This window comes from Haliea sp. E17 (assembly GCF_048323675.1).
In the GTDB taxonomy this organism is placed as follows: Bacteria; Pseudomonadota; Gammaproteobacteria; order Pseudomonadales; family Halieaceae; genus Mangrovimicrobium.
In genome coordinates, this window is record NZ_JBLWFK010000007.1 from 1 (window position 1) to 26,561 (window position 26,561).

Here is a 26,561-nt window from a genome sequence, read left to right on the forward strand (position 1 = left end):
AAGGCCCTGGCCGAGTGCCCGGACGTGCACACCTGCCTGGTGGTGCGCCGCACCGGCGGCGCGGTGGCCTGGAACGCCGACCACGATGTCTGGTACGACGAACTGGTGGACAGCCAGGACAATGACTGCGCACCGGAGTCCATGCCCGCCGAGGCGCCGCTGTTCATCCTGTATACCTCCGGTTCCACCGGCAAGCCCAAGGGCGTGCTGCACACCACCGGCGGCTACCTGCTGCAGAGCGCGATGACCTTCAAGTACGCCTTCGACTACCGCGAGGGCGAGGTCTACTGGTGCACCGCCGATGTCGGCTGGGTCACCGGCCACAGCTACATCGTCTACGGCCCGCTGGCCTGCGGCGCCACCTCGCTGATGTTCGAGGGCGTGCCCACCTACCCGGACCACAGCCGCTGCTGGAACGTGGTGGACAAGCACCAGGTCAATATCTTCTACACCGCCCCCACCGCCATCCGCGCCCTGCACGCGGAGGGCGACGGCCCGGTGAAGAAAACCTCCCGGGCCAGCCTGCGCCTGCTCGGCAGCGTCGGCGAGCCGATCAACCCGGAAGCCTGGGAGTGGTACTACCGCACCGTGGGCGATTCGCGCTGCCCGATCGTCGACACCTGGTGGCAGACCGAGACCGGCGCCCACATGATCACCCCGCTGCCCGGGGCCACACCGCTGAAGCCCGGCTCCGCCAGCTTCCCCTTCTTCGGGGTGGACGTGGCGCTGCTGGACGAGCAGGGCAAGGAGATCGAGGGCCCCGGCGCGGGTTACCTGGTGGTAAAAGCCTCCTGGCCGGCACAGATCCGTTCGGTCTACGGCGACCACCAGCGCATGGTGGACACCTACTTCAAGAACTACCCCGGCTACTACTTCACCGGTGACGGGGCGACCCGCGACGCCGACGGCTACTACTGGATCACCGGGCGGGTGGACGACGTGCTCAACGTCTCCGGCCACCGCATGGGCACGGCGGAGGTGGAGAGCGCGCTGGTGCTCCACGAGGACGTGGCGGAAGCCGCGGTGGTGGGCTTCCCCCACGACATCAAGGGCCAGGGTATCTACGCCTATGTCACCCTGATGCACGGCAAGGAGCCCAGTGACGCCCTGCGCAAGGAGCTGGTGGACATGTGCATCCAGGAGATCGGCCCGATCGCCAAGCCGGACGTGATCCAGTGGGCGCCGGACCTGCCGAAGACCCGCTCGGGCAAGATCATGCGGCGCATCCTGCGCAAGATTGCGGAGAACGAGCTGGGGTCGCTGGGGGATACCAGTACGCTGGCCGATCCTTCGGTGGTCGACAAGCTGATTGCCAACCGGCCAGTCTGAACTGCCTTCCAGGACTGTTCCTGTCCTACGTGAAAAGCGGAGCCCTGGATGCGGGCTCCGGTCTTGGGGGAAAAGCGGTGCCTTGAACCCGGACTCCGCTCCCACACCCCGCCCACGGCTCGAAGGACTTTTTACTCACCGTGGGCGGGGTGTGGGAGCGAAGCCCTCGTCACCAGTGAATTCGACTCTTTACCCCTGAACCTGAACCTGGCGGAATTACGCGCGGAAAGAGCAAGCGCAGGCGCCTGTTCCGTGCGTCGAGTTAAAAGTCTTTCGAGTAAGCACGGGACAGGCGCCTGCGCTTGCGTGACCGAAGCCACCCCACCAGACAACAGGAATCATCCCGCAAAGGCCTTTGACCAGAGGTCATCCATCGTTTAGCGTCAGCGAAAACCAGAACGAGCACTGCGCCATGCCCCTCGAACGCCTGTTGCAGCACATCACCCCGCTGTTCATCGCAATTGGCCTGGCGTCCTGCGCCCATGCTCCTGCCCCGGTGACGCCGGGGGTATCGCTGGAACTGGCGCAACAGCGGCGCGCGCAACTGGACGACGTGCATTACGCGCTGTTCCTCTCGCTGCCGGCTGATCCCGAGGCGCCGATACCGGGGCGGATGGCGATCAGCTTTACACTTGCCAATGGCGGCCAGCCCCTGCAGCTCGATTTTCGTGAAGACCCTGCGCTGATCGGCGGGGTGACGGTTAACGGCGCCTTGTCGTCCTGGCGCTTCGAGGCGGAGCACCTGGTGATTCCACAGGCCGAGCTCAAGCGCGGTAACAACACGGTGGAAGTCACGTTCAACGCCGGTTCCAGTTCGCTCAATCGCAACCCGGATTATCTCTACACACTATTCGTGCCGGACCGCGCCCGCACGGCATTCCCGCTGTTCGACCAGCCGGACATCAAGGCCACCTGGGATCTCACCCTGGAACTGCCCCGGGACTGGCGGGCGATCTCCGCCGGACCGCTGCTGGAAGAGCGCGTCGAAGGTGAGCGCAAGACCCTGCGCTTTGATACCTCGGACCTGCTCAGCTCCTACCTGTTTTCGTTTGTTGCCGGGCGCTTCGAGGCGGAAACCCGAGAGGTGGGCGGGCGGCAGATGACCCTGCTGTACCGCGAGCCGGACGCCGAAAAGTTCGCCCGCAATATCGACGAGATTTTCCGCCTGCACGGCCAGGCGCTGGCCTGGCTGGAGGACTATACGGGCATCGATTTTCCCTTCCAGAAGCTGGACTTCGCCGCCATCCCCGCTTTCCAGTACGGTGGCATGGAGCATGTGGGCGCCATTCAGTACAACGCCGGAGCGCTGTTCCTGGAGGAGGCGCCTTCCGATGGCCAGTTGCTCGATCGCGCCAACCTGATCGCCCACGAGGTCGCGCACATGTGGTTCGGCGACCTGGTGACTATGCGCTGGTTCGACGATGTCTGGACCAAGGAAGTGTTTGCCAATTTCATGGCGGCGAAGATCGTCAACCCGGCCTTTCCGCAGGTCGACCACGAATTGAACTTCCTGGTCAGCCACTACCCCAGTGCCTATTCGGTCGACCGCAGTGCCGGCGCCAACCCGATCCGCCAGCCGCTGGCCAACCTCAACGACGCCGGGCAGATGTACGGGTCGATCATCTACCACAAGGCGCCGATCATGATGCGCCAGCTGGAATTACTGCTGGGCGAAGAGGCGTTTCACCAGGGGATGCGTAACTACCTGCGCACCTACGCCTATGGCAACGCGGACTGGCCGGCGCTGATCGCGATCCTGGATGAACTGACGGATTACGACCTCGCCGCCTGGAGCGGGGTCTGGGTCAACACGCCCGGGCGGCCGGAGTTCAGGCTCGCCGGAAACTCCACGGCGCCGCAACTTGAGCAGATCGATCCGGCGGGTGAGGGCCGGCTCTGGCCGCAGCGCTTTTCGCTGCTGACGCTCGGCGCCCAGGGGCAGGAGGAGTTCTCCCTGCTCACCGAGGATGCCCTGACACCGCTCCCCGAGGGACTGGCTGCTACAGGGGGGTTCCAGCTATTCAGCGCTGACGGCCGGGGCTACGGCCTGTTTCCCGCGCAACTCGCGATGCTCGAGCGCTGGCAGGAACTGGATGCCGTCGCCCGCGGTACCCTGCTGATCAACCTCTACGAAAACCTTGTCGATGCCCGCGGCCCCGCCCCTGGCGAGTACCTCGACCGCCTGTCCGGCCTCTTAGAGGAAGAAGACAACCAGCTGCTCCTGGAACTCATGCTCGGCCAGATTCAGCGTATCTACTGGACCATGCTGCCGGCAGCCCAGCGCGACGCCCGCGCCGCCGCCCTGGAGGAAACCGTCTGGGAGAATTTTTCCGCGCGCGACTCCGCCAGCCAGCGCAAGCTGCTGTTCGGCGCCTACGCCCAGCTGGCGCTGACCCCGGCAGCGTTGCAGCGGGTTCACGCGGTGTGGTCGGGGGAATTCGATCCCGGTGCGCTGCCTCTGTCGGAAACGGACCGCATCGCCCTGGCCCAGCAACTGGCGATCAAACTGCCCGGCCAGGCCGCGGAGATTCTCGCCACTCAACTGGAGAACACGCGCAACCCCGACCAGCAGCGCCGCCTGCGCTACCTGCTGCCCTCACTGTCCGCCGATCCCGGCGAGCGCGATGCCTTCTTCGCCGCGCTGGCGGATGAGCGCATGCGCCGCACCGAGAGCTGGGTCACCGAGGCCGTGGCAAACCTGCACCACCCCCTGCGCCGGGAGCATTCGGTCAGGTACATTCCGGCGAGCCTGGCGCTGTTGCGGGAAATCCAGGTGACCGGGGATATCTTTTTCCCCTCCGCCTGGCTGCAGGCGACACTGGCGAATCACAACAGTGCGCAGGTAGTGGCTGATATCGAAACTTTCCTGGACGCGAACCCGGACTACTATCCCCAATTGCGGATGAAGATACTGCAGGCGGCCGATCCAGTGTTTCGCGCTAACCGCTTGTTGCACTAAAAGGGGTCTGGCCCCGTTATTGCCAAGCGGTTCAATCCAGTGTGTTTTTGTAAATCTTGCCGTCCTTCATGATCATCACAAAGTTGCGTTCCGGGTCAGCCACAAGATCGAGATTTTCGAGCGGATTGCCGTCGACCAGCAGCAGGTCAGCGAGGGCTCCTTCTTTCACCACGCCGAGCTCGCCGGGATACGGATCGCGCGGCCCGCACATCTTGACCAGTTGGGCGTTATCATAGGTGGCCATCTTCAGTGTCTCCTAGGGGGTGTACCAGCGCTTGAGCTTGGCCAGCAGTTTGCCGTGCTTCGCACCAAGCGCCGGATCGAACAGCACGTCGGTGCCGAAGGCCGTCTTCACCTTGTGCTTCTTGGCCAGCTGAATCACCTTGTCCGTGCCGTCAGTTACCTGGATCCACTTGGCCTGGTTCGCCGAGCCCGGCGGGAAATAGATTGCGTCTTCGTCGTTCAACAGCGGCTGCATGCTGAACCAGACGTCCTTCTCGGCCATCAGCTTCAAAGTCCCTTCTTCCATCAGGAAACCATGGTCGATCGACAGCACGCCCGCCTCTATCGCCTGGCGGACCGCAGCGTCCGTATTGACATGGACCGCCACATACGTATTCCAGGTCTTGGCGACATCGACGGCGGCTTTCAGTTCCTCGAAGGTGTATTCCGTCACGTCAAGGGGATCGTAGTTCGACGAAACACCGCCGCCGGCGGCAAGTTTGATCTGCGTGGCCCCCATACGCAGGTCCCGGTACTACTGCTTGACGGTGCGCCGCTGTTTGCGGTGCCGGCGCGACTCCCGGAACAACCAGTTAGTGAGCGTCTCCTCGTAATCATCCAGTTTGCTGGGCGACTTGCGCGCCGGGTAAACCGGCTCCAGGCATGCACTGGCGAGGTATTTGCGCACGGTGTTTCTGGACAGCCCGGTGCGGCGGGCGATCTCCCGGATGGGCATCTGATCCCGCAGGTGCCAACGGCGAATTACACTGACTAAAGCCACGTCTATCACTCCTTGTACCCCTGCTGAAACCTCAACAGGGGAGGGTTATACGTGGGTCAAAATTCGATGCAAATCCGGGGGGTTAGTGGGTCAATTTTGGATGCAAATCAACAGTACAGGCCACAATTACCCGGGGAAAACTTCTAGAAAACCCCTGCTATTATGACGGTTATTGCGGTTCGTAAATGTCGGTGGCCAGTGTACTGGTACTGGGATAAAAACAACGAGTCTGTTTCGCATTGCGCACGTTGCATTCTCTGCTACTTTTCTTAGACGCCAATCACCCGGGCACAAAGCCAGTGCATATTTTCTTGCCGGCGGTAATGTTGTTTTTCAGTCTGGTGACAGGATCACGTGTTGTCGCTGAAGAGCCTGCGCCGTCCGGGGAGCAGGTACTCGGTAACTTCGGTTTGCCGCTGGTCTTTTCGAGTACCAAGATGGTTCGCGACGCCGCACCCGGCTCAGCCTGGGCGGAGTATGCAACCGGCCGCTGGACCTCGGCTGCGGTCATCCCCGCGGACGCGGTAGCTATTTCGCCTTTCCATGTGCTAAACCGCCGGGTCAGCCGGGACCTGTCACTGGTGCTGGAAGATGCTGCGACCCGCAGTGCACAGGCCAGGAAGGGCACGCCGCTGCAGCAAGTGGGGGATTTCTATGCATCGGGCATGGATGTCGAGAAAATCAATGCGCTTGGCGTGCAGCCATTCGAGGCGGTAGTGAGCGATCTCGGCCCGCTGGCCACGCCGGCGGAACGTGGCCGTGCGTTCGCCCGCCTGAGCATGTTGGCCGGCGAACCGGTGATGGCCGAATTCGCCGTCGGTACCGACATCGCGGATCGTACCCGCTATGCCATTTACCTGGGTGATGCCGATCTCACGCTTATTTCGAACGACATCTACCTGAACCCGGATTACGAGTTCGCCCGCAAGGCATTGCTGGACTTTATCGGGTCTTCGCTGGTGCTGCGCGGTCTTTCCGCTGACGAGGCCCGGGCGTCTGCGCAGAAAATCCTCGCCTGGGAAACCCGTATCGCCGCAGCCAAGTTGACACCCGTCGAAAAGGCCGACCCCACCAGGCGTTTCGTGCCTATGCCCATGGCTCAGGTGCGCGAGCTGTTCTCGAATGTCGACCTCGATGCATTCCTCGGGGTTTACGGCGGTAAAGCGCCAGACAGGATTATCGTGGTTGAAGGCGAAGCGCTGGCAGAACGCAATGCCCTGCTGGGCGAGATGTCTCCCGCGGACTTGCGCCTCTTCCTTGAATGGGGGTTACTGATTCATACCCTCGGCTATCTCACCGAAGAATTCCAGGTGCCGAACCAGGCGCTCAGCCAGGCGATACTGGGGCAGTCGGCCATGCCGCCGCGCGAAACACTCGTCACCTTGAAACTTCAGGGCCTGATCGGCCATCCGATCTCGCAACTGTACATTGCCCGCCATTTTTCCGCCGAGAGCAAGGCCCGGGTGGAAGCCCTGGTGGCGCGCATCCGCGCCACCTTTCGTGATCGGCTGGAATCCAATACCTGGCTGACGCCGCCGACGCGGGAGTACGCCATCCAGAAGCTGGATAGGGCGGACATCCTGGTGGGTTATCCAGCCCGCTGGATAGACTACTCGCCGGTGGAAATCCGGCGTGATGATTACTACGGCAACGCCTTGCGCACGAACGAATATTTGCAGCGCCGGCAATGGGCAAGGCTCGGCGGCCCGGTGGTAGTGGATCGATTCTCCATTGCAGGTTCGACCTTGCCCATCGACACCAACGCGGCCTTTAACGCCGCCAACAACGGTATCGAAATTCCCGCGGCATTCCTGCAGCCCCCGTTCTATTCCCCGGAGCAGGACGTTGTAGCCAACACGTGCGCCATGGGTGCCGTGATCGGACATGAACTCACGCACGGTTTCGATACCCGTGGCCGGCTATACGATGCGGATGGCAGGTTGCGCGACTGGTGGACGAAAGAGGATGCAGAAAATTTCCTGGCCCAGGCGGATACGCTGATCGCGCAGGCCGACAGCTTTGAGGTGCTGCCCGGCTTGCACATCAACGGCAAGCTGACGGTGGGGGAAAATATGGCGGATATTGGGGGGGTCAACTTTGCCTTCCAGGCGCTGGAGAAGGAGCTTCAGGAGCATCCAGAGGACGATGTCGTGAAAGACGGGCTGACACCCCGGCAACGCTGCTTCCTGGCCTGGGCGCAGCTGTGGCCCACCCGGACCAGGGAGGGGGCGCTGCGCCAGACGGTAGCCACCGACCCTCACGCCGATGGCAATTATCGGGTGGAGGCGCCAATGCGGCATGTGGATGGCTTTTTCGAAGCGTTTGAACTCGGGCCCGATGACCCGATGTGGATCGCGCCAGACAGGCGCTCGCATATCTGGTAGGTCGTCGAGGTCGGTAATGGAGCATACCTGCCCGGTGCAGATTTTTATCCAATCATTCCTGGACCATGGAGAAACAACAGATGACGTTAAAGCAGCAGATTCTCGGCACCCTTCCAATTGCCTTGATGACCATCAGTTTTGTAGCGGAGGCTAACTTCAAGGTGTCCCGGTCCGGTGACAACTATCTGGTCACCAATAATGATGGCTGTATCGCCGTCTTCGACAAGCACGGCAGGGAGAAGTCGTCCACAGACGCCTGCTCGAGCCGCGACCTCCGCGATGCAGAGGAGGCAATAGATGACTTTCGCGACGGCAAGCATAGCGACAGCAACAGGTATAGCAGCTCCAGTCACCACTCCAGCCGGTACAGCGATACCTACTGGGAAGTGCACCGGGGTTCGGATGGCAGCCTGAGCCTCCGTCGCGATCCCTCTGAAGGTGCGAAAGCGGTGGTCAGTAAAGTTCGCAATGGAGAGCGCCTGCGCGGGCTCGGTGACTGCGAGGAACATCACGATACACAATGGTGCCGGGTTGAGTACAAGGGTGATACCGGTTGGGTCAAGAAGAAGTACCTGCGGGAAGTCAGTGGCGGGAGCGGCTACAGCCGCCACGATTCCTATGATCGACAGCACGAAAATTATAGCGGTGGCCGCGGCTCTGGCAACAAGGAGAAGTTCGCGGACCTGCAGGGCTCGCGCGCCAGCAGCGCGGACAGTGAATTGCGGCAGCGCGGATTTGACCATGTCGACACTTTCAAGAGTGGTTATACGTCCTACAGCATCTGGTATAACGACAATACCAGGCAATGTCTGCAGATGGCGGTCGCGGATGGCAAGGCCGACAGCATCGTCGATATCAAGACGCACAAGAAATGCCATTGAGGGGCGCTGCGATGGGGAGGACAACGTTCCTTGTTGTTGTGGCGGCAGGGCTGATCACGGCCCGCCTTGCTTTCGTCGTACAGGCTGAAGCCAGTGGCCCGGATTTTTTTGCCGTAGCCGGTGTGCCGGCTGATACGCCTGTGCAACTCCACGCCGGTCCCGCGATGGACGCAGATGTGGTCGGCGAATTGGGCGAGGCGGAGGTGGTGCGCAACCTCGGTTGCGAGGAAACCCCGGACAACATGCGCTGGTGCCGGGTGGGTACCCTGGCCGATGAGTCGGTGGACGGATGGGTCCTTTCACGGTATCTGTCCGAATCCGCGCCGCCCCCCGCGGAGGGGGAAGGGCGGGTATTATCTGCCGGTGATAAACCGGGCCAACCCGCGGTCTACCAGCGCGCCAGTGGTGAATTCGAAGTAAACTTCCAGGGTGGCTGTGGTGCGCTGTTTGCGAGGGACGGCAGCCGCATCACCGCGGGTTCCAGCTGTTCGGCGGATCAGTTGCAGGCGGCGGAAGATGTAATCAGTTCACTGCGGCAGCCCTGAACCGAAAAAGGGGGCAGCGCCCGTGTTAGAGGTGACGGATTAAAACGCGCTGTCCCCCTGTCTATTCAGATTCATCTTGCTTATTTTTCGCCCGCAGACTCGTCTCTATGGCGGCACCGATAGCTAATCCGACACCGATACCGAGCGTGAGGTTATCTACTGCCGCACCAATTCCCGCTCCCAGGGCGAGACCAGCAGCAACCCCAAAACCAACTGGTTTTTCAGTTTTACGATTCTTCTTCCTCAAATTCCGCATGTGGGTTCTCTGGGAAAGCAAAATTTAAACAACGACTAACCAACACTATATCAAGTCTTCCAGTTTCAAGGGCTTGTTGATTCCAGCTCCATCGAGCCCGCCGCGATAGCCGGCGATAGCAAGAAAAAGTTCAGCGGTTGCCAGCGCATCCACCAGCGCATTGTGCACCGGGTAGTCCGGCAGTCCGTAGCGCTGGCGACAGCCCGCCAGGGTCAGCTCTCCCTTGCGCGGGTGTTCCTCCCGCCGCTGGAAGCGGCGCAGCTCCAGCGTCAGGGTGTCCAGGTGGGGCAGCAGCAGGGGCACGCCGAAGTAGCGCTTGCTGGCGCGGTTGAGGTAGGCCAGGTCCAGGGGGGCGTGATGGAATACCAGCACACGGCCCCGCGCGGCGGCGCAGAAACGCGCCATGACCTGTTCTTCGCTTTCGGCGCCCTCCAGGTCGCAGTCGCGCAGCTGGTGAATGCCGGCGCTCTGGCCGACGCTTTCGTCGCTGGCGACCAGGTGGTGTTCAGCGCTGGCCAGTGCAATGCGACCGTTATCTATCGCTACCCAGCCGAGGCTCAATAATTTGCCGCTGGCGATTTCAAGCGAGGACATCTCGGCGTCGCACACCAGGTAGGACTGCGCCTGCCAGGGTTGGCGGCCATTCGGCAGCGGCGCCGACCAGCAGGCTTCGAGTGGCGTACCCGCGGCCCGCCCGCGGTAGCGCAGGCGGCGCCAGCGCAGGGTCCACATCACGCCTTGACCCTCCTCAACTTTCGACCCGCTTCAACCCAGGCCCGCCCGGTACTGCAGGCGCACGCTGCTCTGGGCGTCGTGGATGATGGAGAAAGCGTCGCGCAGCTGTTCCCGCGCCATTTTCGACAGGCCGCGGGGATTGATGAAGTTGCTCAGTTGCTCGCCGTCCAGCAGCAGGTCGGCCTGGTGCTGCAGGCGCATGCGCTGCAGGCAGTGCAGGGCATCGGTAAGGTTGCGCGCGTCCACCTTGGCCAGCGCCCCGCACTGTTCCAGTGCCCGCAGGCGCTCGTCGGTGTTCACTGCGGCAATGCCGTGGCGCAGGGCGTGCAGTCGGGCAATGTCGGTCACCGGCATGACGCCGTGTTTCTTCAGGTCCAGGCTGTCGCGGTGCTGGCCGTCGCGCTCGACCACGAAGCGGCGGAAGATGCCCAGCGGCGCGGGGCTGTCCAGCGCGTTGGCCGCGAGCGCCGCGAGAAAGATACTGTTGCGCGAGGCGGTTTCCAGCATGGTCTGCTGCAGTTGCTGGCAGAGGCTGGCGTCACCGTGGATCGCCCGCAGGTCGAAGAAAATTGATACCCGCATCACCGCGTCCGGGGTGGGGCTGCGCGACCAGCCCAGCACTTCTTCCCGCCAGCCGGACAGGGGCCGGCGCCAGCGCGCGGTTGTGGCCATGATGCCGCCGTTGCAGTAGGGATAGCCACAGGCATTGAGGCCGTCGCAGACGAAAGTCGCCAGGGCCTCAAAATAGGCGTCGTGTTCCGGGCGCGCGCTGTTGTCGAGCACCAGCCCGTTGTCCTGGTCCGCGCCCAGTAGTTGCTCCTGCCGGCCCTGGGAACCGAAGCCCAGCCAGCAGTAGGGCACCGGCGGCGGTCCCAACTGCGCCTCGGCCAGTTGCAGCAGGCGCAGGGTGATGGCATCGCTGACCGCGGTGAGTACGCGGCTGATCTGCCGTGCACGCACGCCGGCGTTGACCCACTGGGCCACCAGGGTGGGTCCGCCTACCAGCAGCTCCCTGATGCCCTCCACGCTGTCCTGGCGGGAGATGTGCTGCACCAGGTACACCGGGTCGTCGCGGCGCGCCAGCATCAGGTCCGAGGTGGTGATGACACCGGCCAGGCGGGTGTCATCCATCACCGGCAGGTGATGGCAGCCCTGGCGGGTCATGGTCAGCACCGCTTCGAAGAGGCTGGTCTGGGTGGAAATCCGGTACGGCTCGGGAGTCATGATCTCGCGCACCGGCGTGTCCGGCGCGCGGCCTGCGGCCAGCACGCGCTCGCGCAGGTCGCGGTCGGTGATGACGCCCAGCAGTTGCTCACCCTGGGTAACGAAGGCCGAAGACACCCGCCGTACGCTCATCACCTGTGCCGCCGACTGGATCGACTGGTCGGGGCCGATGGTCAGCAGGTCGCGGCTCATGATGTTTTCCACCGGCTGCGCCATCAGGTGGGGCTGCGGTTCGTAGCGGGCGGCGCGGCGCAGGCGGCGGCTGCGCTGGGTGTGGAAGTAGCGGTCGAAATCGCGGTCGGCCTCGCGCAGGCTGGCGTAGGTACTGTCGGGCAGCAGGTAGACCAGGGCGTCCTCGATCACGCTGGCGGTGACGGTGTCCTCGTGGGCGTTGCTAAGCCGCTCGAGATGGAAGTTCTCACCTTCGCCGAGGCGGTCGAGCAGCTTGTTGTTGCTGTCGCGCAGGTCCACCGCGCCGCTGCGCAATATGCGCAAGCCGCCGCCGTCATTGGCGGTTAGATGAGTGCCGTGGCGGTAATAGACCACCTCGAGTGTCGCCGCGGCCCGGCGCAGTGCATCGGTGTCGAGTTCGCTGAATGGCAGGGTCTGGGCGAGAAACTCGGCCACGGACTGCAATTCCGGTGAAAGGGGTGCCGTCGAAGAATTGTTGACTGAATGCTCCTGTGAAGACGCCATGCTTCGCAGCCTCGCAATCCCGGCTCAAAAAAAAGGGGCGACAGGCACCCCCAGGGTTGGACCCCCGTCTCAGCCTTCGCGGCTGAAGCGGGTGGAAGTCTCGGCAGTAAAGCGGTTATTCGGCGTTACCGCAACCAGCCGCAGGCGTTCGCCCTCTGCGAGGGGGGCGGCCAGCGAAAGTTGCCAGAGGGTGTTGTCGCCGCTGACGCTGCGCATAGTCTGCGGCGGCACGTCATCGCCTGCACCCTCGGGTACCACGGCGACAGCCACCGCCTGCAAGCTGACGTTGGACTGCAGTTCCAGCAGCGGCGAGGCCGCGCTGCCCAATACCTTGAGTTGCAGGCTGACGTTGCCGTTGACCAGGTCGCAGGCGCCGCTCTCGTAGCGGCAGTTGCTTTTCTCCAGCAGCGAATAGACTTCGCCGGGTTTCGCGGCGTGGGGCTTTTCACCGATCAGGTTGCCCACCGCGAACCAGGCGAGGATGGAAAGAATGGGAGCAACCAACAGGGCGACGACGACGTGTTTGTTGGTCAGTAGCATGTCAGTTGCTCCTCAAGCCCTTGCTTCAGTGGTCCTGGGCGGCGGCGGCGCCGACCGGGATGCGGATGTGTTCCACCAGTTCACGCACCGACTCCGGCGGTTCCGCAGTGACCCGCGATATCGCAAAGGCTACCGCAAAGTTCACGATCGCGCCCACCACGCCGAAGGCGTTGGGCTCGATACCGAGGAACCAGTTCTCCGGGGTGTCGCCGAGGAAGGCGGTGCCGGGGATGAACATGATGCCCTTGTGCTGGAACACGTAGAACAGGGTCACGCCGATACCGGCCACCATGCCCGCGATAGCCCCTTCCTTGTTCACGTGAGTGGAGAAGATCCCCATCATCAGTGCCGGGAAGATCGACGAGGCGGCGAGGCCGAAGGCCAGAGCCACCGTACCGGCGGCGAAGCCGGGCGGGTTGAGGCCGAGGTAACCGGCGCCGACAATGGCCAGGGCCATCGCCACGCGGCTGGCGTTCAGTTCCGCTTTTTCCGAGATGTTCGGCGCGATCATGCCCTTGAGCAGGTCGTGGGAGATCGCCGAGGAGATCGCCAGCAACAGTCCCGCCGCGGTGGACAGCGCCGCGGCCAGGCCGCCGGCAGCCACCAGGGCGATGATCCAGTTGGGCAGGCGGGCGATTTCCGGGTTGGCCAGTACCATGATGTCGTTGTCGATTTTCACCATTTCGTTGGTTTCGGCATTCGAGGTGTACTGGATCAGGCCGTCGCCGTTCTTGTCCTCGAAGCCGAGCAGGCCGGTTTTCTCCCAGTTCTTGAACCACTGCGGGCGCTCGTCATAGGCGAGGTACTGGCCCGGTTGCGGCTCGATGGTCTGCATCAGGTTGAGGCGCGCCATGCCGGCCACTGCGGGAGCGGTGGTGTAGAGGATGGCGATGAACACCAGGGCCCAACCCGCGGAGGAACGCGCGTCCTTCACCTTGGGTACGGTGAAGAAGCGGATGATCACGTGGGGCAGGCCCGCGGTGCCGATCATCAGCGAGGCGGTGTAGGCGAACATGTTGAGCATCGACAGCCGCGCGCTGGTGGTGTACTCGGCGAAGCCGAGGTCGGTGACCACCTGGTCCAGCCGGTCCAGCAGGTACACGTCGGAACCGGCCATGGTGCTGCCGAGGCCCAGTTGCGGGATCGGGTTGCCGGTCAGGTGCAGGCTGATGAAAATCGCCGGCACGGTGTAGGCGAGGATCAGCACGCAGTACTGGGCGATCTGGGTGTAGGTAATGCCCTTCATGCCGCCGAGTACCGCGTAGAAGAACACGATAATCATGCCCACGTAGAGCCCGGTATCGTAGTCCACCTCGAGGAAGCGGGAGAAAGCCACGCCGACACCTTTCATCTGGCCGATAACGTAGGTCACCGAGCAGATGATCAGGCAGATCACCGCCACCACCCGCGCCGCTTTCGAGTAGTAGCGGTCACCGATGAACTCGGGCACGGTGAACTTGCCGTACTTGCGCAGGTAGGGGGCGAGCAGCATCGCCAGGATCACGTAGCCGCCGGTCCAGCCCATCAGGAAGACCGAGCCGCCGTAACCCATGAAAGCGATCAGGCCGGCCATGGAAATGAACGAGGCCGCGGACATCCAGTCGGCCGCCGTGGCCATGCCGTTCTGGATCGGGTGAATGCCGCCGCCGGCGACGTAGAAGTCCTTGGTGGAGCCGGCACGCGCCCAGATGGCGATGCCGATGTAGAGGGCGAAGCTGGCGCCCACCACGATATAGGTCAATGTTCGCAGGTCCATGTCAGAGCCTCCTATTCGTCTTCGTCCACGCCGAACTCACGGTCCAGCGCAGCCATTTTGCGGGCGTAGTAGAAAATCAGTACCACGAATACGTAGATGGAGCCCTGTTGGGCGAACCAGAAGCCGAGCTTGTAGCCGCCGATGCGAACCTCGTTGAGCACGTCGACGAGCAGGATGCCGCAACCGTAGCTGACCACGAACCAGATGACGAACATCTTGACCACGAGGCTCAGGTTGCGGCGCCAGTAGGCGCGGGCCTGTTCTTCATTCAAGGGGGACATTGCCTATCTCCTCACTGTTGTTATGTTGTCTGACGTCCCGATACTACGCGAGACGCCAGGGCCATACTGTTGGACTTTGGTCGAACGCTCAGAACGCGTACTTGGCGGCGAACTGGAAGCGGCTCATGTCGCCGTCGCGGCCGTCCTCGAGCTCCTTGCTGGCGTAGACCAACTCGCCGCCGAACTGCAGCTTGGGCATCGGCAGGTAGTTGAGGCTGGCGTGCATGGAACGGTATTCCTTGGCCAGCGAGTCGGCGCCGGCGTAGTCACCCACACCAGGGTTGTCGGCCTCCGCCATGGAAATGGAGAATGTGCTGTTCCAGTGCGGGGTCCAGAAGTGCCGGTAGGCCAGGAAGCCGCCCCACTGGTCGATGGTGTCGATGTCGCCACCGGCGTCCACGTAGCCGTCGTTGAAGATGTTGAGGCCCATGTAGCGGCCCAGCGCGTCGCCGTAGTTGAACATGAAACGGAAGTCATCCATGCCCAGCATCCACTTGCCGGCGAAGGACAGCGCGTAGCCGTACTGGCTGTCGCTGTCGCCCTCGATGGCCGGGTCCGAGCGGTTCTCGTAACTCAACTCGCGGCCCATGCCGGCGACCGACCAGGACAGGTCGCCGAGATTGCCGTTGTAGCGCGCGATCAGGTCGGGGATGCCCTCGTGGTCGTTGTCCCAGTCGACGCCGTTCAAGCGGGTCGCGGCGTTCTCGACCGCCAGTTGCAGGCCGCCCATGGTCCAGCGCACCTGGGGCTGGCGGACGAAGATGGTGCCCACCGGGCCGACGAAGTCCAGGTTGTCGGGCAACGCGCCGACGTTGAAGAAGGTCGACCAGCTCTGGCCGGCCATGATCGAGCTGCCTTCGTCGTAATCCCACTGCAGGAAGGCGTGGCGCAGGCGCGAACTCCAGGAGTTGGAGATGCGCTCGTCACCCTGGCTGCTGAGCATGAAATCCAGTTCGATGCGCGAGGAGATCTTGCCCACGTCGGTGTTGGTCGCCGTGGTGAAGAAGAAGCGCGAACTCTTGGCGCTGAGGTTGGTGGACTGGTAGCTGTCGCTGGGACCTGACGCCGGTTCCACCGGAATCAGCGAGGCCACCAGGAAATCATCGATCAGCTTGTTGCCGGGCTTGCCGTCGCTGTAGTCAGAGGTGATGCCGTCGAGCTGGATATAGCCGCCGTAGGTGAACTTGGTGCCCTTGGCCATGGGCCGGGCTTCCTCGATCTCCACGCTCTGGGTGGCGATGGATTCCTTGTTGGAGGTGACCTGTGCCTTGAGTTCGGCGATCTGCCGTTCCAGTTCCGCGATGCGGTCGGTGACCGCGTCGGCGGACGCAGGGGTGGACAGTGCGGCGAGACTGGCGGCGGTCAGGATGGGTACTATCTGCTTGCGCATGATTATCGCTCCTGTTTTCTGGTTATGGATTGAGCCGCTAGCAGTATTGGTTGGAGGTCGCTATTGCGGTATTCGACTTTGGTCTTGATTCGACCAAAGTCGATGGTTTCGGACTTTCGTTTGCCGGTAGCGGGGTTTACATTGCATTGACCGGGTTGGAGCCTGCTCCGGCCAGTAACGAGAATGACCGGGAGCGCCGTGACTACCCATACCATCCTGATAGCCGACGACCACCCCCTGTTTCGCGCCGCTCTGCAGCAGGTGATCGTGCAACGGTTCCCCGGGCACGCGGTGGAACTGGCCTCCGATGTGAACGCGCTGCAGCAACTCGCCCAGGGTGTCGGCGCCATTGACCTGCTGCTGCTCGACCTGCACATGCCGGGGGCGGTCGGCTTTTCCGCCCTGTCCTGGTTCGGCGGGCACTTCCCGGCGGCGCCGGTGATCATGATCTCCGCCAACACCCATCCCGACACCGTGCGCCGCGCGCTGGACCACGGCGCCGCCGCGTTCCTTTCCAAGTCGGCGGATATCAACGACATCCAGTCCTGTATCGAGGCGGTGATGGCGGGGCAGCGCGGCCTGCACCCGGGCCTGAAATCAGGCAGCAGTGGGGCCAGCTTACAGGCGCTGGATGTGGCGGAGGCGCTGTCCACCCTGACACCGCAGCAGTTCCGCGTGGCCTCGATGCTGGTGGAAGGCCTGCTCAACAAGCAGATCGCCTACGAGCTGGACGTGAAGGAGGCGACGGTGAAGGCGCACATGACGGAGATATTCCGCAAGCTGGGCGTCAATTCGCGCACCCAGGCGGTGCTGGCGCTGGCCAGCCTCAGTGTTGATCCGCCGGAGGATCTGACGGCGCCGGTTTAATTGGAGGTTGGGAAAGGTTGTAAAAGGGGTTTAAAAAAGGGGTCAGAGTCACGACTCTGACCCCTTTTTTAAACCCTTTTTAACATCCCTTTTCCCTAAAATTTACTGCCGCAACAGCGCCAGCAACAACGCCCGCAGCCTCGCGGTATTCACCGGCTTGGGCAGGAACCGGAAGCCGGTATCGCGCACCCGCTGGCGCACGTCCTCGCTGTCGTCGGCAGAGAGAATCACCACCGGCGGCAACTCCATCCCCTGCGCCAGCAGGGCATCGACACCGGTGTCGCCATCGTCCAGGTGGTAGTCGGCGAGGATGATGTCGGGGCGTTCGCCGCCCAGTAGGGTGGCGAGTCCGCGGCGGTCGGTGGCGGCGGCGACCCGCGCGCCGGAATCCACCAGCAGGCGCTGCAGGCCTTCCAGCACCAGCGGTTCGTTGTCGAGGCAGACGATGCTGACGCCGGCGAGGTCGGCCTGGTTGCCATCCACCGTCGCTACCGGCAGGGCCTGGGGCGCCGTGGTCGGCACCGAAACGGCGAACAGTGTCCCCCTGGCCTCCTCTGACTCGAGGCGCAGGGGCAGCTCCAGCAGGCGGGCGCAGCGCTGTACGATCGCCAGCCCCAGCCCCAGTCCATCACTGTGCCCGGCGCCGACCTTGGTCAGGCGCTGGAATTCCTGGAAGATCGCCACCCGGTCCCGCTCCGCAATGCCGGGTCCCGTGTCCAGCACCTGCAGTTCGGCGCAGCCCGGCCGCCGGCGCACGCCCACCACGATGTGGCCGTGTGGCGCGTAGCGCAGGGCATTGGAGAGCAGGTTCTGCAGGATGCGGTGCAACAGGGCTTCGTCGCTGTGCAGCCAGAGGGAGCTCGGCATGACGGTCAGCCGCTGGGCGGGACTGTTCACCGCATCGCGAAACTCGTCGCGCAGGGCGTCCAGCAGTCGTGCGGCGGGGAAGGGCTGGCGCTGCGGTTGCAGGCGCCCGGAGTCGAGCCGGGCGATCTCTCGCAGCTCCGAGATCATCTGTTCCGCCCGGTGCAGCGAGCGATCCACCTGTTGCACCACGTGCAGGGTTTCCGGGCGGGCTTCGCCGTTCAACTGCTGGCGCAGGCTGGCGGTGAACAGGCGCGCCGCGTTGATCGGCTGCAGCAGGTCGTGGCTGGCCGCCGACATGAAGTGCGACTTACTTATGTGCGCCTCGCGCAGGCGCGATTCGGCTTCCGCGCGCAGGCGGTTTTCCTGCCGCAGCAGGGCATTGCTGGCGCTCAGCGACTCCGAGCCCGAGGCCACTTTCTGCTCCAGTTCTTCCTTGGTGTCGCGCAGCTCGGCCAGCATCTCGTGGTAGCGGGTGATGTCCATGTAGGTGGTGACGAAGCCGCCGCGGGGCATCGGCTTGCCCTGGATCTCGATCAGGCGGCCGTCCGGCAGGGTGCGTTCCAGCCGGTAGGCGCTGCCCTCGCGCAGCCAGCGCAGGCGGCGGGCGATCTGTTCCTCGGTGCTCTCCTCGCTGTTGGCGGCGAGGTAGCCGCGTTCCGCGTTGTAGCGGTAGACCCGCTCGATCGGGCAGCCGATATAGAGGAAGCGTTCGGGGTAGTTGAACATGTCCTGGTACACCGCGTTCCAGGCCACCACGCGCAGTTCCTCGTCCACTACCGAGACGCCGTGTACCAGGCTTTCCACCGTGGTTTGCAGCAGTTCCCGGTTGAAGGTGTTGAGGCGGCTGGCGTCGCTGACCATGGCCGCGAGGTCGCTGTAGGCCAGTTGCTGGAAGCTTTCCAGCTGTTCCATGGCCTTGTGTGCCGAGGAGGCGCCAATCATGCTCGCCAGCACCGACTCGGTCTGGTTGACCACGAAGCGCGGTACCCGGTCGCCCGGCAACAGGCGCTGCTGGTAGCGGTCCTCATAGGACTGCCACATGCGCTGCAGTTCGCCGGCTTCGACAAAGGGCAGCAACAGCGCCTGCAACTGGCTGGCGCGGATCAGCGACAGCTCGAAGTCATCGTTGGCATCGTTGTGCAGGTCCTCGGGGTCGGAGAGGAACAGGCGGGTCTGGCGCAGGTCGGCGTTGGAGGGCCGCAGCAGCAGCGACAGGCTCACCAGGCACAGGAGGTTCACGCCGAGGCTCCAGGCGGTGGCGTAGGCCAGCCGCGAATCGCCCTCCATGCCGAGCAGACCCATGGGCCGCAGCCAGGCCAGGTCGAAGGGCCCGCGGGTCAGCAGCGGGTCCGATACCGGCAGCAGCGCGGGCAGCAGGCCGCAGTAGAACCACAGGGCCAGCCCGGCGAGGATGCCGACCATCACCGCCACCCCGTGGGCGCGCCGCCAGTACAGCCCCGCCAGCACCGCCGGCGCCAGTTGCGCCGAGGCGAGAAAGGAGATGAAGCCGATCTGGGTCAGCCAGGGCAGGGACATCAGCTGCCCGGTGACTCCCCAGGCCGCCAGCAGGATGGCGACGATAATGATCTGCCGGGTGCGCCGCAGGCTGTCGCCCAGGTGCAGCACCGCGGTGGGCGAGCGGCGGTTGAAGCGCATCAGGAGGGGGGCGACCACCTCGTTGGTGAGCATGATGGCGAGGCTCACGGTGGCCACGATCACCATGCCGGTGGCCGCGGAAATGCCGCCGACAAAGGCGGCCACCGTGGCCAGGTCCGACTGCAGCGCGATCGGCAGCAACTGCACGAAGGTGTCCGGGTCGACATCGTCCGCCACCGCGAATACTTCGCTGCCGGCGATGCCGATAGGCACCACCAGCAGCATGAACAGCAGCAGGTAGAGCGGGAAAATCCAGCGCGCCAGGCGCACGTCGGTGCCCGGCTGCGCCTCCACCACCATGACGTGGAACTGGCGCGGCAGGCAGAGGATGGCGAGCCCGCTGATCAGGGTGCTGGCGAGAAAGTCGGGGCTCAGGTCGAATTGCCACAGGGCGCTGGTCGTCGCGGTGAGTTCTTGACCCTCGGGCAGGCGGTAGAGGTAGCCTATGGCGAGCGCAGCCACCAGGATGAAGGCCAGCAGTTTCACCAGCGATTCGACCGAGATGGCGGCCATCATGCCGAAGTGGCGCTCGTGGCCGTCGAGGCGGCGGGCGCCAAACAGGATGGTGAACACCGCCAGCAGGATGGCGGTGAACATGACGGTGTCGATACCGATCTCGCGCAGCGGCGCCTCGGAACCACCGACGATGGCCCAGGCCTGGGCGAGGGCGCGGAACTGCAGGGCAATATAGGGCAGCACCGCGGCGGTGGCGACCAGCGTGGCGAGGATCGCCAGGCTCTGGCGTTTGCCGAAGCGGGCGCCGATATAGTCGGCGATGGAGGTCACCCGGTGGCGCTCGCCCATGTCGAGCAGGCGGCGCACCAGCGGCCAGCCGACCAGGAATACCAGGATCGGGCCGAGATAGATCGGCACGTGTCCCCAGGGTTGTGCCGTGGCGCTGCCCACGGCGCCGTAGAAGGTCCAGGAGCTGCAGTAGACGCCCAGCGAGAGGGCGTAGACAAAACCGCGCCAGGTGGCGCTGCGCGTCGGGCTCAGGCCCAGGTCGGAATTGCGGTCCACCCGCCAGGCCACCGTGAACAGGACGCAGACGTACAGCAGGGCGAGACTGAGCAGGATTGAGGATGACACCAGTGGGCGGGCCTCAGCGTTGTTATGGGTCGGCCGGCGGCCGCTGTCTCCGGATGATAACAGAGGCCGCCCGCGCCCGAGTATCGGCGTCAATCGACTTTGGTCGAATGGCCCTGCGCTGCAGGTCGGACTACATTGGACAGTTACATAAAGACTGTCTGCAGGTACCCGTATGCTCTATCAGGACGAATACCGTCGCTCCATCGAACAACCCGAGGAATTCTGGGGAGAGCGGGCGGCCGCGCTGGACTGGTTCACCCCGCCCACCACAGTGCTCGGCGTGGACGACAACGGCGTGGAGCGCTGGTTCGTGGACGGTGAACTCAATACCTGCCACCTGGCGTTGGACTACCAGGTCGCCCAGGGCCGCGGCGAGCAGGTGGCCATCTACTACGATTCCCCGGTCACTGGCAGCAAGCGGGCGATTACCTACGCCGAGCTGCTCGACCAGGTCGCGCGTTTCGCCGGCGTCCTGCAGGCGCAGGGCGTGGCGAAGGGCGACCGGGTGCTGATCTACATGCCGATGGTGCCGGAGGCGGCGGTCGCCATGCTCGCCTGCGCCCGTATCGGCGCGGTGCACTCGGTGGTGTTCGGCGGTTTCGCCGCCCACGAGCTGGCCATCCGCATCGACGATGCCGAACCGGTGGTCCTGGTGTCCGCCTCCTGCGGTATCGAGGTGGACCGGGTCATTCCCTACAAGCCCCTGCTGGACGCGGCGATCGAGGCGGCCACCCACAAGCCCCGCGCCACGCTCATCCTGCAGCGGCCGCAGGTAGAGGCGGCAATGCGCGAAGGGCGCGACCACGACTGGCAGGAGGCCATGCAGCGCGCCGAGCCGGCCGGTTGCACGCCGGTCCTCGGCACCGATCCCCTCTATGTGCTCTACACCTCCGGCACCACCGGGCGGCCCAAGGGCGTGGTGCGCGACAACGGCGGCCATGCGGTGGCCATGCATTACAGCATGAAGGCGGTCTACGACATGGACCCGGGCGATGTGTTCTGGGCGGCCTCGGACGTCGGCTGGGTGGTCGGTCACTCCTACATCGTCTACGCCCCGCTGATCGCCGGCCTGTCTACGGTGTTCTACGAGGGGAAGCCGGTGAAAACCCCGGATGCCGGCGCTTTCTGGCGGGTGGTCAGCGAGTACGGGGTGAAGGCCCTGTTCGCCGCGCCCACCGCGTTCCGCGCGATCCGCAAGGAAGACCCCGAGGGCAAGTTGCTGGCCCGCTACGACGTATCCTGCATGAAAACCCTGTTCATGGCCGGCGAGCGCCTCGACCCGCCGACCTACGAGTGGGCCAGCGAATTGCTCGGCGTACCGGTGGTGGATCACTGGTGGCAGACTGAAACCGGTTGGGCGATCTGCGCCAACCCCATGGGTATCGAGCCGGTGGCGGCGCGGCCCGGTTCCTCGACCTTTCCGGTCCCCGGCTACGACGTGCGCATCCTCGACGAGCGCGGGCAGCCGGTGGAGGCGGGCGAACAGGGTATCGTCGCCCTGCGCCGGCCGTTGCCGCCCGGCTGCCTGCCGACCATCTGGGGGAACTATCCACGTTTTCGCGATGGCTACCTCGCCACCTTCGACGGCTACTACGTGACCGGAGACGGCGGCTACCGCGACGAGGACGGCTACGTCTTCATCATGGGGCGCACCGACGATGTGATGAATGTCGCCGGCCACCGCCTCTCCACCGGTGAGATGGAAGAAGTACTGGCGGCGCATCCCGCGGTGGCCGAGTGCGCGGTGATCGGCATCCACGACGAACTGAAAGGGCAGAAACCGCTGGGACTGCTGTTGCTGAAGGACGGTGTCGACATCAGTCCGCAGCAACTGCACGACGAACTGGTGGCCAGCGTGCGCCAGGAGATCGGCGCTGTCGCCAGTTTCAAGGACACACTGGTGGTGCCGCGCCTGCCGAAAACCCGCTCCGGCAAGATCCTGCGCAAGATCCTGCGGCAGATGGCGGACGGCGAGGAGTACAGCGTGCCCTCGACCATCGATGACGCGGCCTGCCTGCCGGAGCTGGAAGCGCTGCTGCGCCCGCTGGCGCAACAGGCCTGATCTCACCGCGCCGCGAGGCGCGGCAGGTCAGGCGCTGCCGAGCTGGGCCAGGGTCCAGCGCTGGATATCGGCGGCGCCCATTGCGCCGGCCTGGCGCGCCAGCTCCCGCCCGGACTTGAACAGGATCAGCGTGGGAATGCTGCGCACGGCGTAGCGCGCCGCCACCGCCTGTTCGGTTTCCGTATTCAGTTTGGCGAGCCGCACCCGCGGCTCCAGAACCTGCGCCGCCTGTGCAAAGGCCGGCGCCATCATCTTGCAGGGGCCGCACCACGCGGCCCAGAAATCCACCAGCAGGGGAATATCGCTGCGCTCCAGGTGTTGCTGGAAGCGGCGGCTGTCGAGCTCCACGGGCACGCCGGTGAAGATGGCTGCGTGGCATTTGCCGCAGCGCGGGTGGGCGGCGAGCCGCTCCGTCGGCAGCCGGTTGACCGCGTCGCAGTGGGGACAAACAATATGGCATGGGCTATTCACGAAAGCGTCCTCGCTCACTTTTTCGACTACCATCCTGTACAGGTTTACACCCGAAAGCGTAGACCGCCGGTGCCTTAAAGACCATTCCCCTACTCAGGAGTTGCCATGGAACTGCTGGAAATTACCGACAAACTCACCCTCAGCCGCGAAGCCGCCGCGGACCAGTTGCGCGCCATTGCCGACGCCCTGTCGCGTCACAACGGCCTGGAATACCTGTACGAAGGAAAGAAGCTGCACGTCCGCGTGCCGGACGAGGTCAGGCTGGAGATCGAGGTGGAGGTAAAAAAGAAAAAGGGCAGTATCGAAATCGAACTGAAGTGGAAACAATAAAAAACCTCCCGCGTGTTTTCGCGGGAGGTGTGCAATACCGGTTGCGGGCGCTATTGCTCGATCAGAACTTGTAGGCGATACCGAAGTTGTAAACCCAGGGATCGATATCCACGTCAAATTTCACCGGCGCCTTGCTGCCGTCGGCAAATTTCGCGGTGAGCGTCGCTTCGGTGTCGATATCGATGTACCACAGGCCGGCGTTCAGCGACCAGTGCTCGCCGAGCGGAATGTCCACGCCCGCCGAGGCAGACAGGCCGAAGGAATCGTCCAGCTTGAGGTTCGCATCGGTCGCCCCGAGCACCGCGTTCAGTGCGCCCTTGAGCTCGCCATCCACGTCCTCGGAGAAAAACAGCGTGTAGTTGAGGCCGATACCGAGGTAGGGCTGCCAGCCGGTTTGCCCGCCGCGCGGATACCACTGCAGGGTCAGGGTCGGCGGCAGTTGCTTGGTCTTGCCGGCGTCGAGGTTGAGGCCGCCACCGGAGACGCTGATGTCGTGGTCGAAGGGCGTGGCCGCCAGCAGTTCGAGCCCCCAGCTCTCGGTGAGCATCCACACCGGAATAATCGACAGCTGGGTGCTGGAATCGACATCGGCCTCCAGCGTCGGGACGCCTTCGACACCCAGGTCGATGGTGTCGGAGCTGGCGTCAGGGTCCACCGTGACGACACCGGCGCGCAGGATCAGGTCGCCGGTTTCGTAGGCTTGGGTGCTTGCGGCAGCGCCGGCCACCAGTGTGGCGAGCGCCAGGTTCAGTAGTTTTTTCAAGTTCAACTCTCCCTTCTTTGGACACAGGGCGAGTGGCGTCGTGCGCCTTGCCCCCCTATTGCTGTTCATCATAGGGAGGAACCCGCAGCGACTCATTGATGTGAATCAAGCAAATTGCAGTACGCGGGCGATAACGCCCGCGTTGTATTGACGGGTCAGGGCAGCGCGCGCACCGGGTGTACTTCGGCGACGTCCGCGACTCGGCCGCTGCCGTGACAGACACTGCACTGTTCGACCACGTCGGCATTGTCCAGGGCGGCCTGTGAGGTGCTGAAATTACCGCCGTTGGCGCTCATGTGCGACTTGGCCACCGTATCGTCGTGGCAGCTGGAGCATACCGCCGCGGTTGGCGAGACCACCACGTCGTCGCGTGGGTCGTCGTGCAGGGCGCCGGTATCCACGCTGCTGCCGAGCACGCCCTCCGCCAGCGGCAGGGTGAAGCCACTGCTGGTATGGCAGGCCTGGCAATTGCCGATATTCCCCGGGTAATGCACGCTGTCGGTGTCGTAGACGTAGGTAGTGCGGCCGCTGAAACCGACGACCTGCAGCGGGTTTTCACGGATTGCCGCAGCGTGGATGCCGTGGATCATGGTCTTGAAGTCCAGCGACTCCTCATCCTTGCCATCGGTCGGCGGGTTGGCGGCAATCTCGCGCACCTCGCGGTCGGTGTTGCGCGGGTTGTGGCAGGTCACGCAGCTGTCGATGCTGTTGGTGCGATTGTTGCCGTGCAGGGACAGGGTCTCGTGGCACACCTGGCACTGGCCGATGGTCACCGACTGGCGCCGGGCGACGGCGCTGCCGTCGGCCTCGTCGATACTGAAGAAGCCGTGGGCGTTGTCCAGCGGCACGCGCAGGGCTTCCCCTTCGTCCTCGACTGCGATGCGACCCTCGACGACGGCCACACCGCTGCCGCTGGCGGCGATGCCGGGCGCGGTAGCGGCATCGGGAATCGGCTGGCCAAGGGTGATGCGGTAACTGCCGTCACCGTTGGCGACCGCGTTGCCGGCCACGCTCACGGCAACCGAACTGGCGTCATCCGCCCCGTTGCCGGTGTTGTGGTAATCGGCGGTGTCCCAGGCCACCCGCACGTTGAGGGAGGTGCCGGAACCGGTAAACACCGGGTCGTTGAGGAGATCGTAGTCCTCGCCGGTCAGGGGGTTGCTCACCCGGAAGCTGATCACCGGCTGCTGGCCGGGCGCGCTGTTGTCCACCCCGATCACCGTCGCCGCAAATTCCTTGGCCCGTTCCTCCGCCGGGATACGGTGGCTTTCGGCGATGCTGCCGGCGAAGCCGCTGGCGGAGTGGCAGCTGGCGCAGCGGCTGTCGTCCTCCTGGCCGCCGGCGTGCTGGCTGAAGTCGAGGTCGTCGTGGCAGCTGCCGCAGGCGGCCTGGCTCGGGTACTCGTTCCAGTTGTCGCCCTGCGCAGTGAGGACGACAGTGCCGTCCGCATCGCCGGTGGCAGTGCCGGCGTGGCAGTTGCTGCAGTGGCGGATGTCCTGGGGGTACTGCAGCAGCGAGTAGTCGTGGGCCGCGTCGCGGAAGCCGTAAATCACGTACTCTCCGCCGGCCTGCACGCTGGGCAGGTTGGCGCCGCGGTGGATCTTGTGGGCCATCACCTTGAGGTCCACGCTGTTGCCGCTGTTGGCGTCGGTGCTGCCCGGGTTATGGCAGGTCACGCAGTATTCGATTTCCACCCGTCCCCCGCCGTGCAGGGCGAGTTGGTCGTGACAGCGGTTGCAGTTGGCGGTGGCGGCGATATCGCGATGGAAGATGTTGGCCGTGGCGCCGCTGTCGGGCACCCAGTCGTAGACCGGGTTGGCGGTGTCGCCGCTGTTGCTGAACTGGATGGCGATACGATGGGTGCGCGCCGTTTCCAGCGACAGGTCGAGCCCCTCGCTCTGGGCCTGGGCGAGGATGTCGGCGGGCAGGGCGCTGATGTCGGTAGTAAAGCGGTAGCGGTAAGTGCCGTCGCCGTTGTTGGTCAGCTCGCCACCGCTCTCGGTGGTGGCCTGCAGCCGCGGTTCGGTGCCGGTGCCGACGCCGGGTTGTTCGATCTGGTTGATGTAGGATTGCCAGTTGCCGGTGAGGTTGCCCAGCGGGCTGCCGCGCAGTTTGGCGATGATGAAGCGCACGTCATCCACGCTGAGGTCGGTAATCGCGGTGTTGCTCTCATTGGCGAGCTGGAAATTGACCACCGGGCGTCCGTCCGCCGGCAGCGCGGCGGCGGTGATGGTGGCGAACAGCTGCGTTGCGTCGGCATAGGGCGCCGGGCTGGGGTCCGGAATCTCCGGCGTCGGCGGGGTCACATCGCCGCCGGGAGCGGTCGGCCCGGGATCCACGCCCTCGGCGCGGTCGCCGCCACCGCCGCCGCCACAGGCGGCCAGCAGGCAGGCCAGCAGGGTCACCCCGGCCAGTCCGAGACGGCGGCGGCATTTTCCTGTGCTGTAGTCCGATGTGCTCATAATCCTCTCCCGCTG

21 protein-coding genes and 1 pseudogene are annotated in these 26,561 nt (G+C 64.3%); 8 read left to right on the forward strand and 14 right to left on the reverse strand.

Translation table 11 applies throughout. From position 1 onward, the window contains the following. Positions 1 to 1,329, forward strand: a 1,329-nt coding sequence (acs, locus tag ACNKU3_RS17765; protein WP_418260900.1) for an acetate--CoA ligase, incomplete at its 5' end; no start/stop codon positions are given. Between the two features lie 412 nt (positions 1,330 to 1,741). Next, on the forward strand, positions 1,742 to 4,288 hold the full coding sequence (locus tag ACNKU3_RS17770) for a M1 family metallopeptidase (RefSeq protein WP_418260901.1): 2,547 nt from the start codon (positions 1,742 to 1,744) through the stop codon (positions 4,286 to 4,288). 31 nt (positions 4,289 to 4,319) lie between these two features. Here the strand turns inward: ACNKU3_RS17770 and ACNKU3_RS17775 are convergent, their stop codons facing one another. From ACNKU3_RS17775 to ACNKU3_RS17785, 3 genes and pseudogenes are all read right to left on the reverse strand, one after another. After that, positions 4,320 to 4,532: a hypothetical protein gene (locus tag ACNKU3_RS17775; protein ID WP_418260902.1), complete on the reverse strand. Its 213-nt coding sequence runs from the start codon at positions 4,530 to 4,532 to the stop codon at positions 4,320 to 4,322. 12 nt (positions 4,533 to 4,544) lie between these two features. After that, positions 4,545 to 5,030 (reverse strand): amidohydrolase family protein, encoded by a 486-nt coding sequence (locus ACNKU3_RS17780; RefSeq protein WP_418260903.1) that lies wholly within the window; start codon positions 5,028 to 5,030, stop codon positions 4,545 to 4,547. Positions 5,031 to 5,048: 18 nt separating this feature from the next. Then, positions 5,049 to 5,300 (reverse strand): annotated as a pseudogene (locus ACNKU3_RS17785) (helix-turn-helix domain-containing protein); the annotation flags it as partial. A 314-nt stretch (positions 5,301 to 5,614) separates the two neighbouring features. On the opposite strand from ACNKU3_RS17785, the gene ACNKU3_RS17790 reads away from it, so the two are divergent. The 3 genes from ACNKU3_RS17790 to ACNKU3_RS17800 all read left to right on the forward strand — a co-directional run bounded on the left by ACNKU3_RS17790 (position 5,615) and on the right by ACNKU3_RS17800 (position 9,101). Continuing rightward, entirely contained in the window at positions 5,615 to 7,675 is a 2,061-nt protein-coding gene (locus ACNKU3_RS17790; RefSeq protein WP_418260904.1) for a M13 family metallopeptidase, read from the forward strand. Between the two features lie 80 nt (positions 7,676 to 7,755). Beyond that, on the forward strand, positions 7,756 to 8,556 hold the full coding sequence (locus ACNKU3_RS17795; protein ID WP_418260905.1) for an SH3 domain-containing protein: 801 nt from the start codon (positions 7,756 to 7,758) through the stop codon (positions 8,554 to 8,556). Positions 8,557 to 8,567: 11 nt separating this feature from the next. Next, a complete protein-coding gene (locus ACNKU3_RS17800) occupies positions 8,568 to 9,101 on the forward strand; it encodes a hypothetical protein (protein WP_418260906.1) in 534 nt (177 codons plus the stop codon). Positions 9,102 to 9,162: 61 nt separating this feature from the next. Here the strand turns inward: ACNKU3_RS17800 and ACNKU3_RS17805 are convergent, their stop codons facing one another. From ACNKU3_RS17805 to ACNKU3_RS17835, 7 genes are all read right to left on the reverse strand, one after another. Beyond that, complete coding sequence (locus tag ACNKU3_RS17805; RefSeq protein ID WP_418260907.1) at positions 9,163 to 9,357, reverse strand: hypothetical protein; 195 nt, start codon at positions 9,355 to 9,357, stop codon at positions 9,163 to 9,165. Positions 9,358 to 9,402: 45 nt separating this feature from the next. Beyond that, complete coding sequence (locus ACNKU3_RS17810; RefSeq protein WP_418261072.1) at positions 9,403 to 10,089, reverse strand: exonuclease domain-containing protein; 687 nt, start codon at positions 10,087 to 10,089, stop codon at positions 9,403 to 9,405. Between the two features lie 33 nt (positions 10,090 to 10,122). After that, complete coding sequence (locus ACNKU3_RS17815) at positions 10,123 to 11,943, reverse strand: DUF294 nucleotidyltransferase-like domain-containing protein (RefSeq protein WP_418260908.1); 1,821 nt, start codon at positions 11,941 to 11,943, stop codon at positions 10,123 to 10,125. Between the two features lie 138 nt (positions 11,944 to 12,081). Further along, the gene (locus tag ACNKU3_RS17820; RefSeq protein ID WP_418260909.1) at positions 12,082 to 12,552 is read right to left on the reverse strand and encodes a hypothetical protein; all 471 of its coding nucleotides are present in this window, start codon (positions 12,550 to 12,552) and stop codon (positions 12,082 to 12,084) included. A 25-nt stretch (positions 12,553 to 12,577) separates the two neighbouring features. Further along, positions 12,578 to 14,308, reverse strand: coding sequence for a sodium:solute symporter family protein (locus tag ACNKU3_RS17825; protein ID WP_418260910.1), 1,731 nt, complete (start codon positions 14,306 to 14,308; stop codon positions 12,578 to 12,580). An 11-nt stretch (positions 14,309 to 14,319) separates the two neighbouring features. Further along, positions 14,320 to 14,589: a DUF4212 domain-containing protein gene (locus ACNKU3_RS17830; RefSeq protein ID WP_418260911.1), complete on the reverse strand. Its 270-nt coding sequence runs from the start codon at positions 14,587 to 14,589 to the stop codon at positions 14,320 to 14,322. Positions 14,590 to 14,677: 88 nt separating this feature from the next. Continuing rightward, positions 14,678 to 15,979 carry a DcaP family trimeric outer membrane transporter gene (locus ACNKU3_RS17835; RefSeq protein WP_418260912.1) on the reverse strand — a complete coding sequence of 434 codons (1,302 nt, stop codon included), beginning with the start codon at positions 15,977 to 15,979 and terminating at the stop codon, positions 14,678 to 14,680. 198 nt (positions 15,980 to 16,177) lie between these two features. Between ACNKU3_RS17835 and ACNKU3_RS17840 the strand changes: the two genes are divergently transcribed. Beyond that, positions 16,178 to 16,846 (forward strand): response regulator transcription factor, encoded by a 669-nt coding sequence (locus ACNKU3_RS17840; protein WP_418260913.1) that lies wholly within the window; start codon positions 16,178 to 16,180, stop codon positions 16,844 to 16,846. Positions 16,847 to 16,948: 102 nt separating this feature from the next. On the opposite strand, the gene ACNKU3_RS17845 is transcribed toward ACNKU3_RS17840, so the two are convergent. After that, complete coding sequence (locus tag ACNKU3_RS17845; RefSeq protein WP_418260914.1) at positions 16,949 to 20,458, reverse strand: PAS-domain containing protein; 3,510 nt, start codon at positions 20,456 to 20,458, stop codon at positions 16,949 to 16,951. 172 nt (positions 20,459 to 20,630) lie between these two features. Here ACNKU3_RS17845 and ACNKU3_RS17850 point away from each other — a divergent pair, with 172 nt between their 5' ends. Beyond that, positions 20,631 to 22,520 carry a propionyl-CoA synthetase gene (locus ACNKU3_RS17850; RefSeq protein WP_418260915.1) on the forward strand — a complete coding sequence of 630 codons (1,890 nt, stop codon included), beginning with the start codon at positions 20,631 to 20,633 and terminating at the stop codon, positions 22,518 to 22,520. A 27-nt stretch (positions 22,521 to 22,547) separates the two neighbouring features. On the opposite strand, the gene trxC is transcribed toward ACNKU3_RS17850, so the two are convergent. Beyond that, positions 22,548 to 22,991 (reverse strand): thioredoxin TrxC, encoded by a 444-nt coding sequence (gene trxC / locus ACNKU3_RS17855; RefSeq protein WP_418260916.1) that lies wholly within the window; start codon positions 22,989 to 22,991, stop codon positions 22,548 to 22,550. A gap of 105 nt (positions 22,992 to 23,096) precedes the next feature. On the opposite strand from trxC, the gene ACNKU3_RS17860 reads away from it, so the two are divergent. Then, a complete protein-coding gene (locus tag ACNKU3_RS17860; protein WP_418260917.1) occupies positions 23,097 to 23,321 on the forward strand; it encodes an amphi-Trp domain-containing protein in 225 nt (74 codons plus the stop codon). Between the two features lie 61 nt (positions 23,322 to 23,382). Here ACNKU3_RS17860 and ACNKU3_RS17865 read toward each other — a convergent pair whose 3' ends face one another. Next, positions 23,383 to 24,084, reverse strand: a complete 702-nt coding sequence (locus ACNKU3_RS17865; protein WP_418260918.1) for an OmpW/AlkL family protein — start codon at positions 24,082 to 24,084, stop codon at positions 23,383 to 23,385. A gap of 155 nt (positions 24,085 to 24,239) precedes the next feature. Continuing rightward, positions 24,240 to 26,546 carry an OmcA/MtrC family decaheme c-type cytochrome gene (locus ACNKU3_RS17870; RefSeq protein ID WP_418260919.1) on the reverse strand — a complete coding sequence of 769 codons (2,307 nt, stop codon included), beginning with the start codon at positions 26,544 to 26,546 and terminating at the stop codon, positions 24,240 to 24,242. Between the last annotated feature and the right edge of the window lie 15 nt (positions 26,547 to 26,561).

Bases quoted from the DNA above. Each gene is read 5' to 3' on its own strand.
- ACNKU3_RS17825 (WP_418260910.1), bottom strand. From the start codon at position 14,308: ATGGACCTGCGAACATTGACCTATATCGTGGTGGGCGCCAGCTTCGCC.
- ACNKU3_RS17820 (WP_418260909.1), bottom strand. From the start codon at position 12,552: ATGCTACTGACCAACAAACACGTCGTCGTCGCCCTGTTGGTTGCTCCC.
- ACNKU3_RS17770 (WP_418260901.1), top strand. From the start codon at position 1,742: ATGCCCCTCGAACGCCTGTTGCAGCACATCACCCCGCTGTTCATCGCA.
- ACNKU3_RS17810 (WP_418261072.1), bottom strand. From the start codon at position 10,089: ATGTGGACCCTGCGCTGGCGCCGCCTGCGCTACCGCGGGCGGGCCGCG.
- ACNKU3_RS17780 (WP_418260903.1), bottom strand. From the start codon at position 5,030: ATGGGGGCCACGCAGATCAAACTTGCCGCCGGCGGCGGTGTTTCGTCG.
- ACNKU3_RS17795 (WP_418260905.1), top strand. From the start codon at position 7,756: ATGACGTTAAAGCAGCAGATTCTCGGCACCCTTCCAATTGCCTTGATG.
- ACNKU3_RS17835 (WP_418260912.1), bottom strand. From the start codon at position 15,979: ATGCGCAAGCAGATAGTACCCATCCTGACCGCCGCCAGTCTCGCCGCA.
- ACNKU3_RS17800 (WP_418260906.1), top strand. From the start codon at position 8,568: ATGGGGAGGACAACGTTCCTTGTTGTTGTGGCGGCAGGGCTGATCACG.
- ACNKU3_RS17850 (WP_418260915.1), top strand. From the start codon at position 20,631: ATGCTCTATCAGGACGAATACCGTCGCTCCATCGAACAACCCGAGGAA.
- ACNKU3_RS17790 (WP_418260904.1), top strand. From the start codon at position 5,615: ATGTTGTTTTTCAGTCTGGTGACAGGATCACGTGTTGTCGCTGAAGAG.
- ACNKU3_RS17870 (WP_418260919.1), bottom strand. From the start codon at position 26,546: ATGAGCACATCGGACTACAGCACAGGAAAATGCCGCCGCCGTCTCGGA.
- ACNKU3_RS17830 (WP_418260911.1), bottom strand. From the start codon at position 14,589: ATGTCCCCCTTGAATGAAGAACAGGCCCGCGCCTACTGGCGCCGCAAC.
- ACNKU3_RS17805 (WP_418260907.1), bottom strand. From the start codon at position 9,357: ATGCGGAATTTGAGGAAGAAGAATCGTAAAACTGAAAAACCAGTTGGT.
- ACNKU3_RS17860 (WP_418260917.1), top strand. From the start codon at position 23,097: ATGGAACTGCTGGAAATTACCGACAAACTCACCCTCAGCCGCGAAGCC.
- ACNKU3_RS17775 (WP_418260902.1), bottom strand. From the start codon at position 4,532: ATGGCCACCTATGATAACGCCCAACTGGTCAAGATGTGCGGGCCGCGC.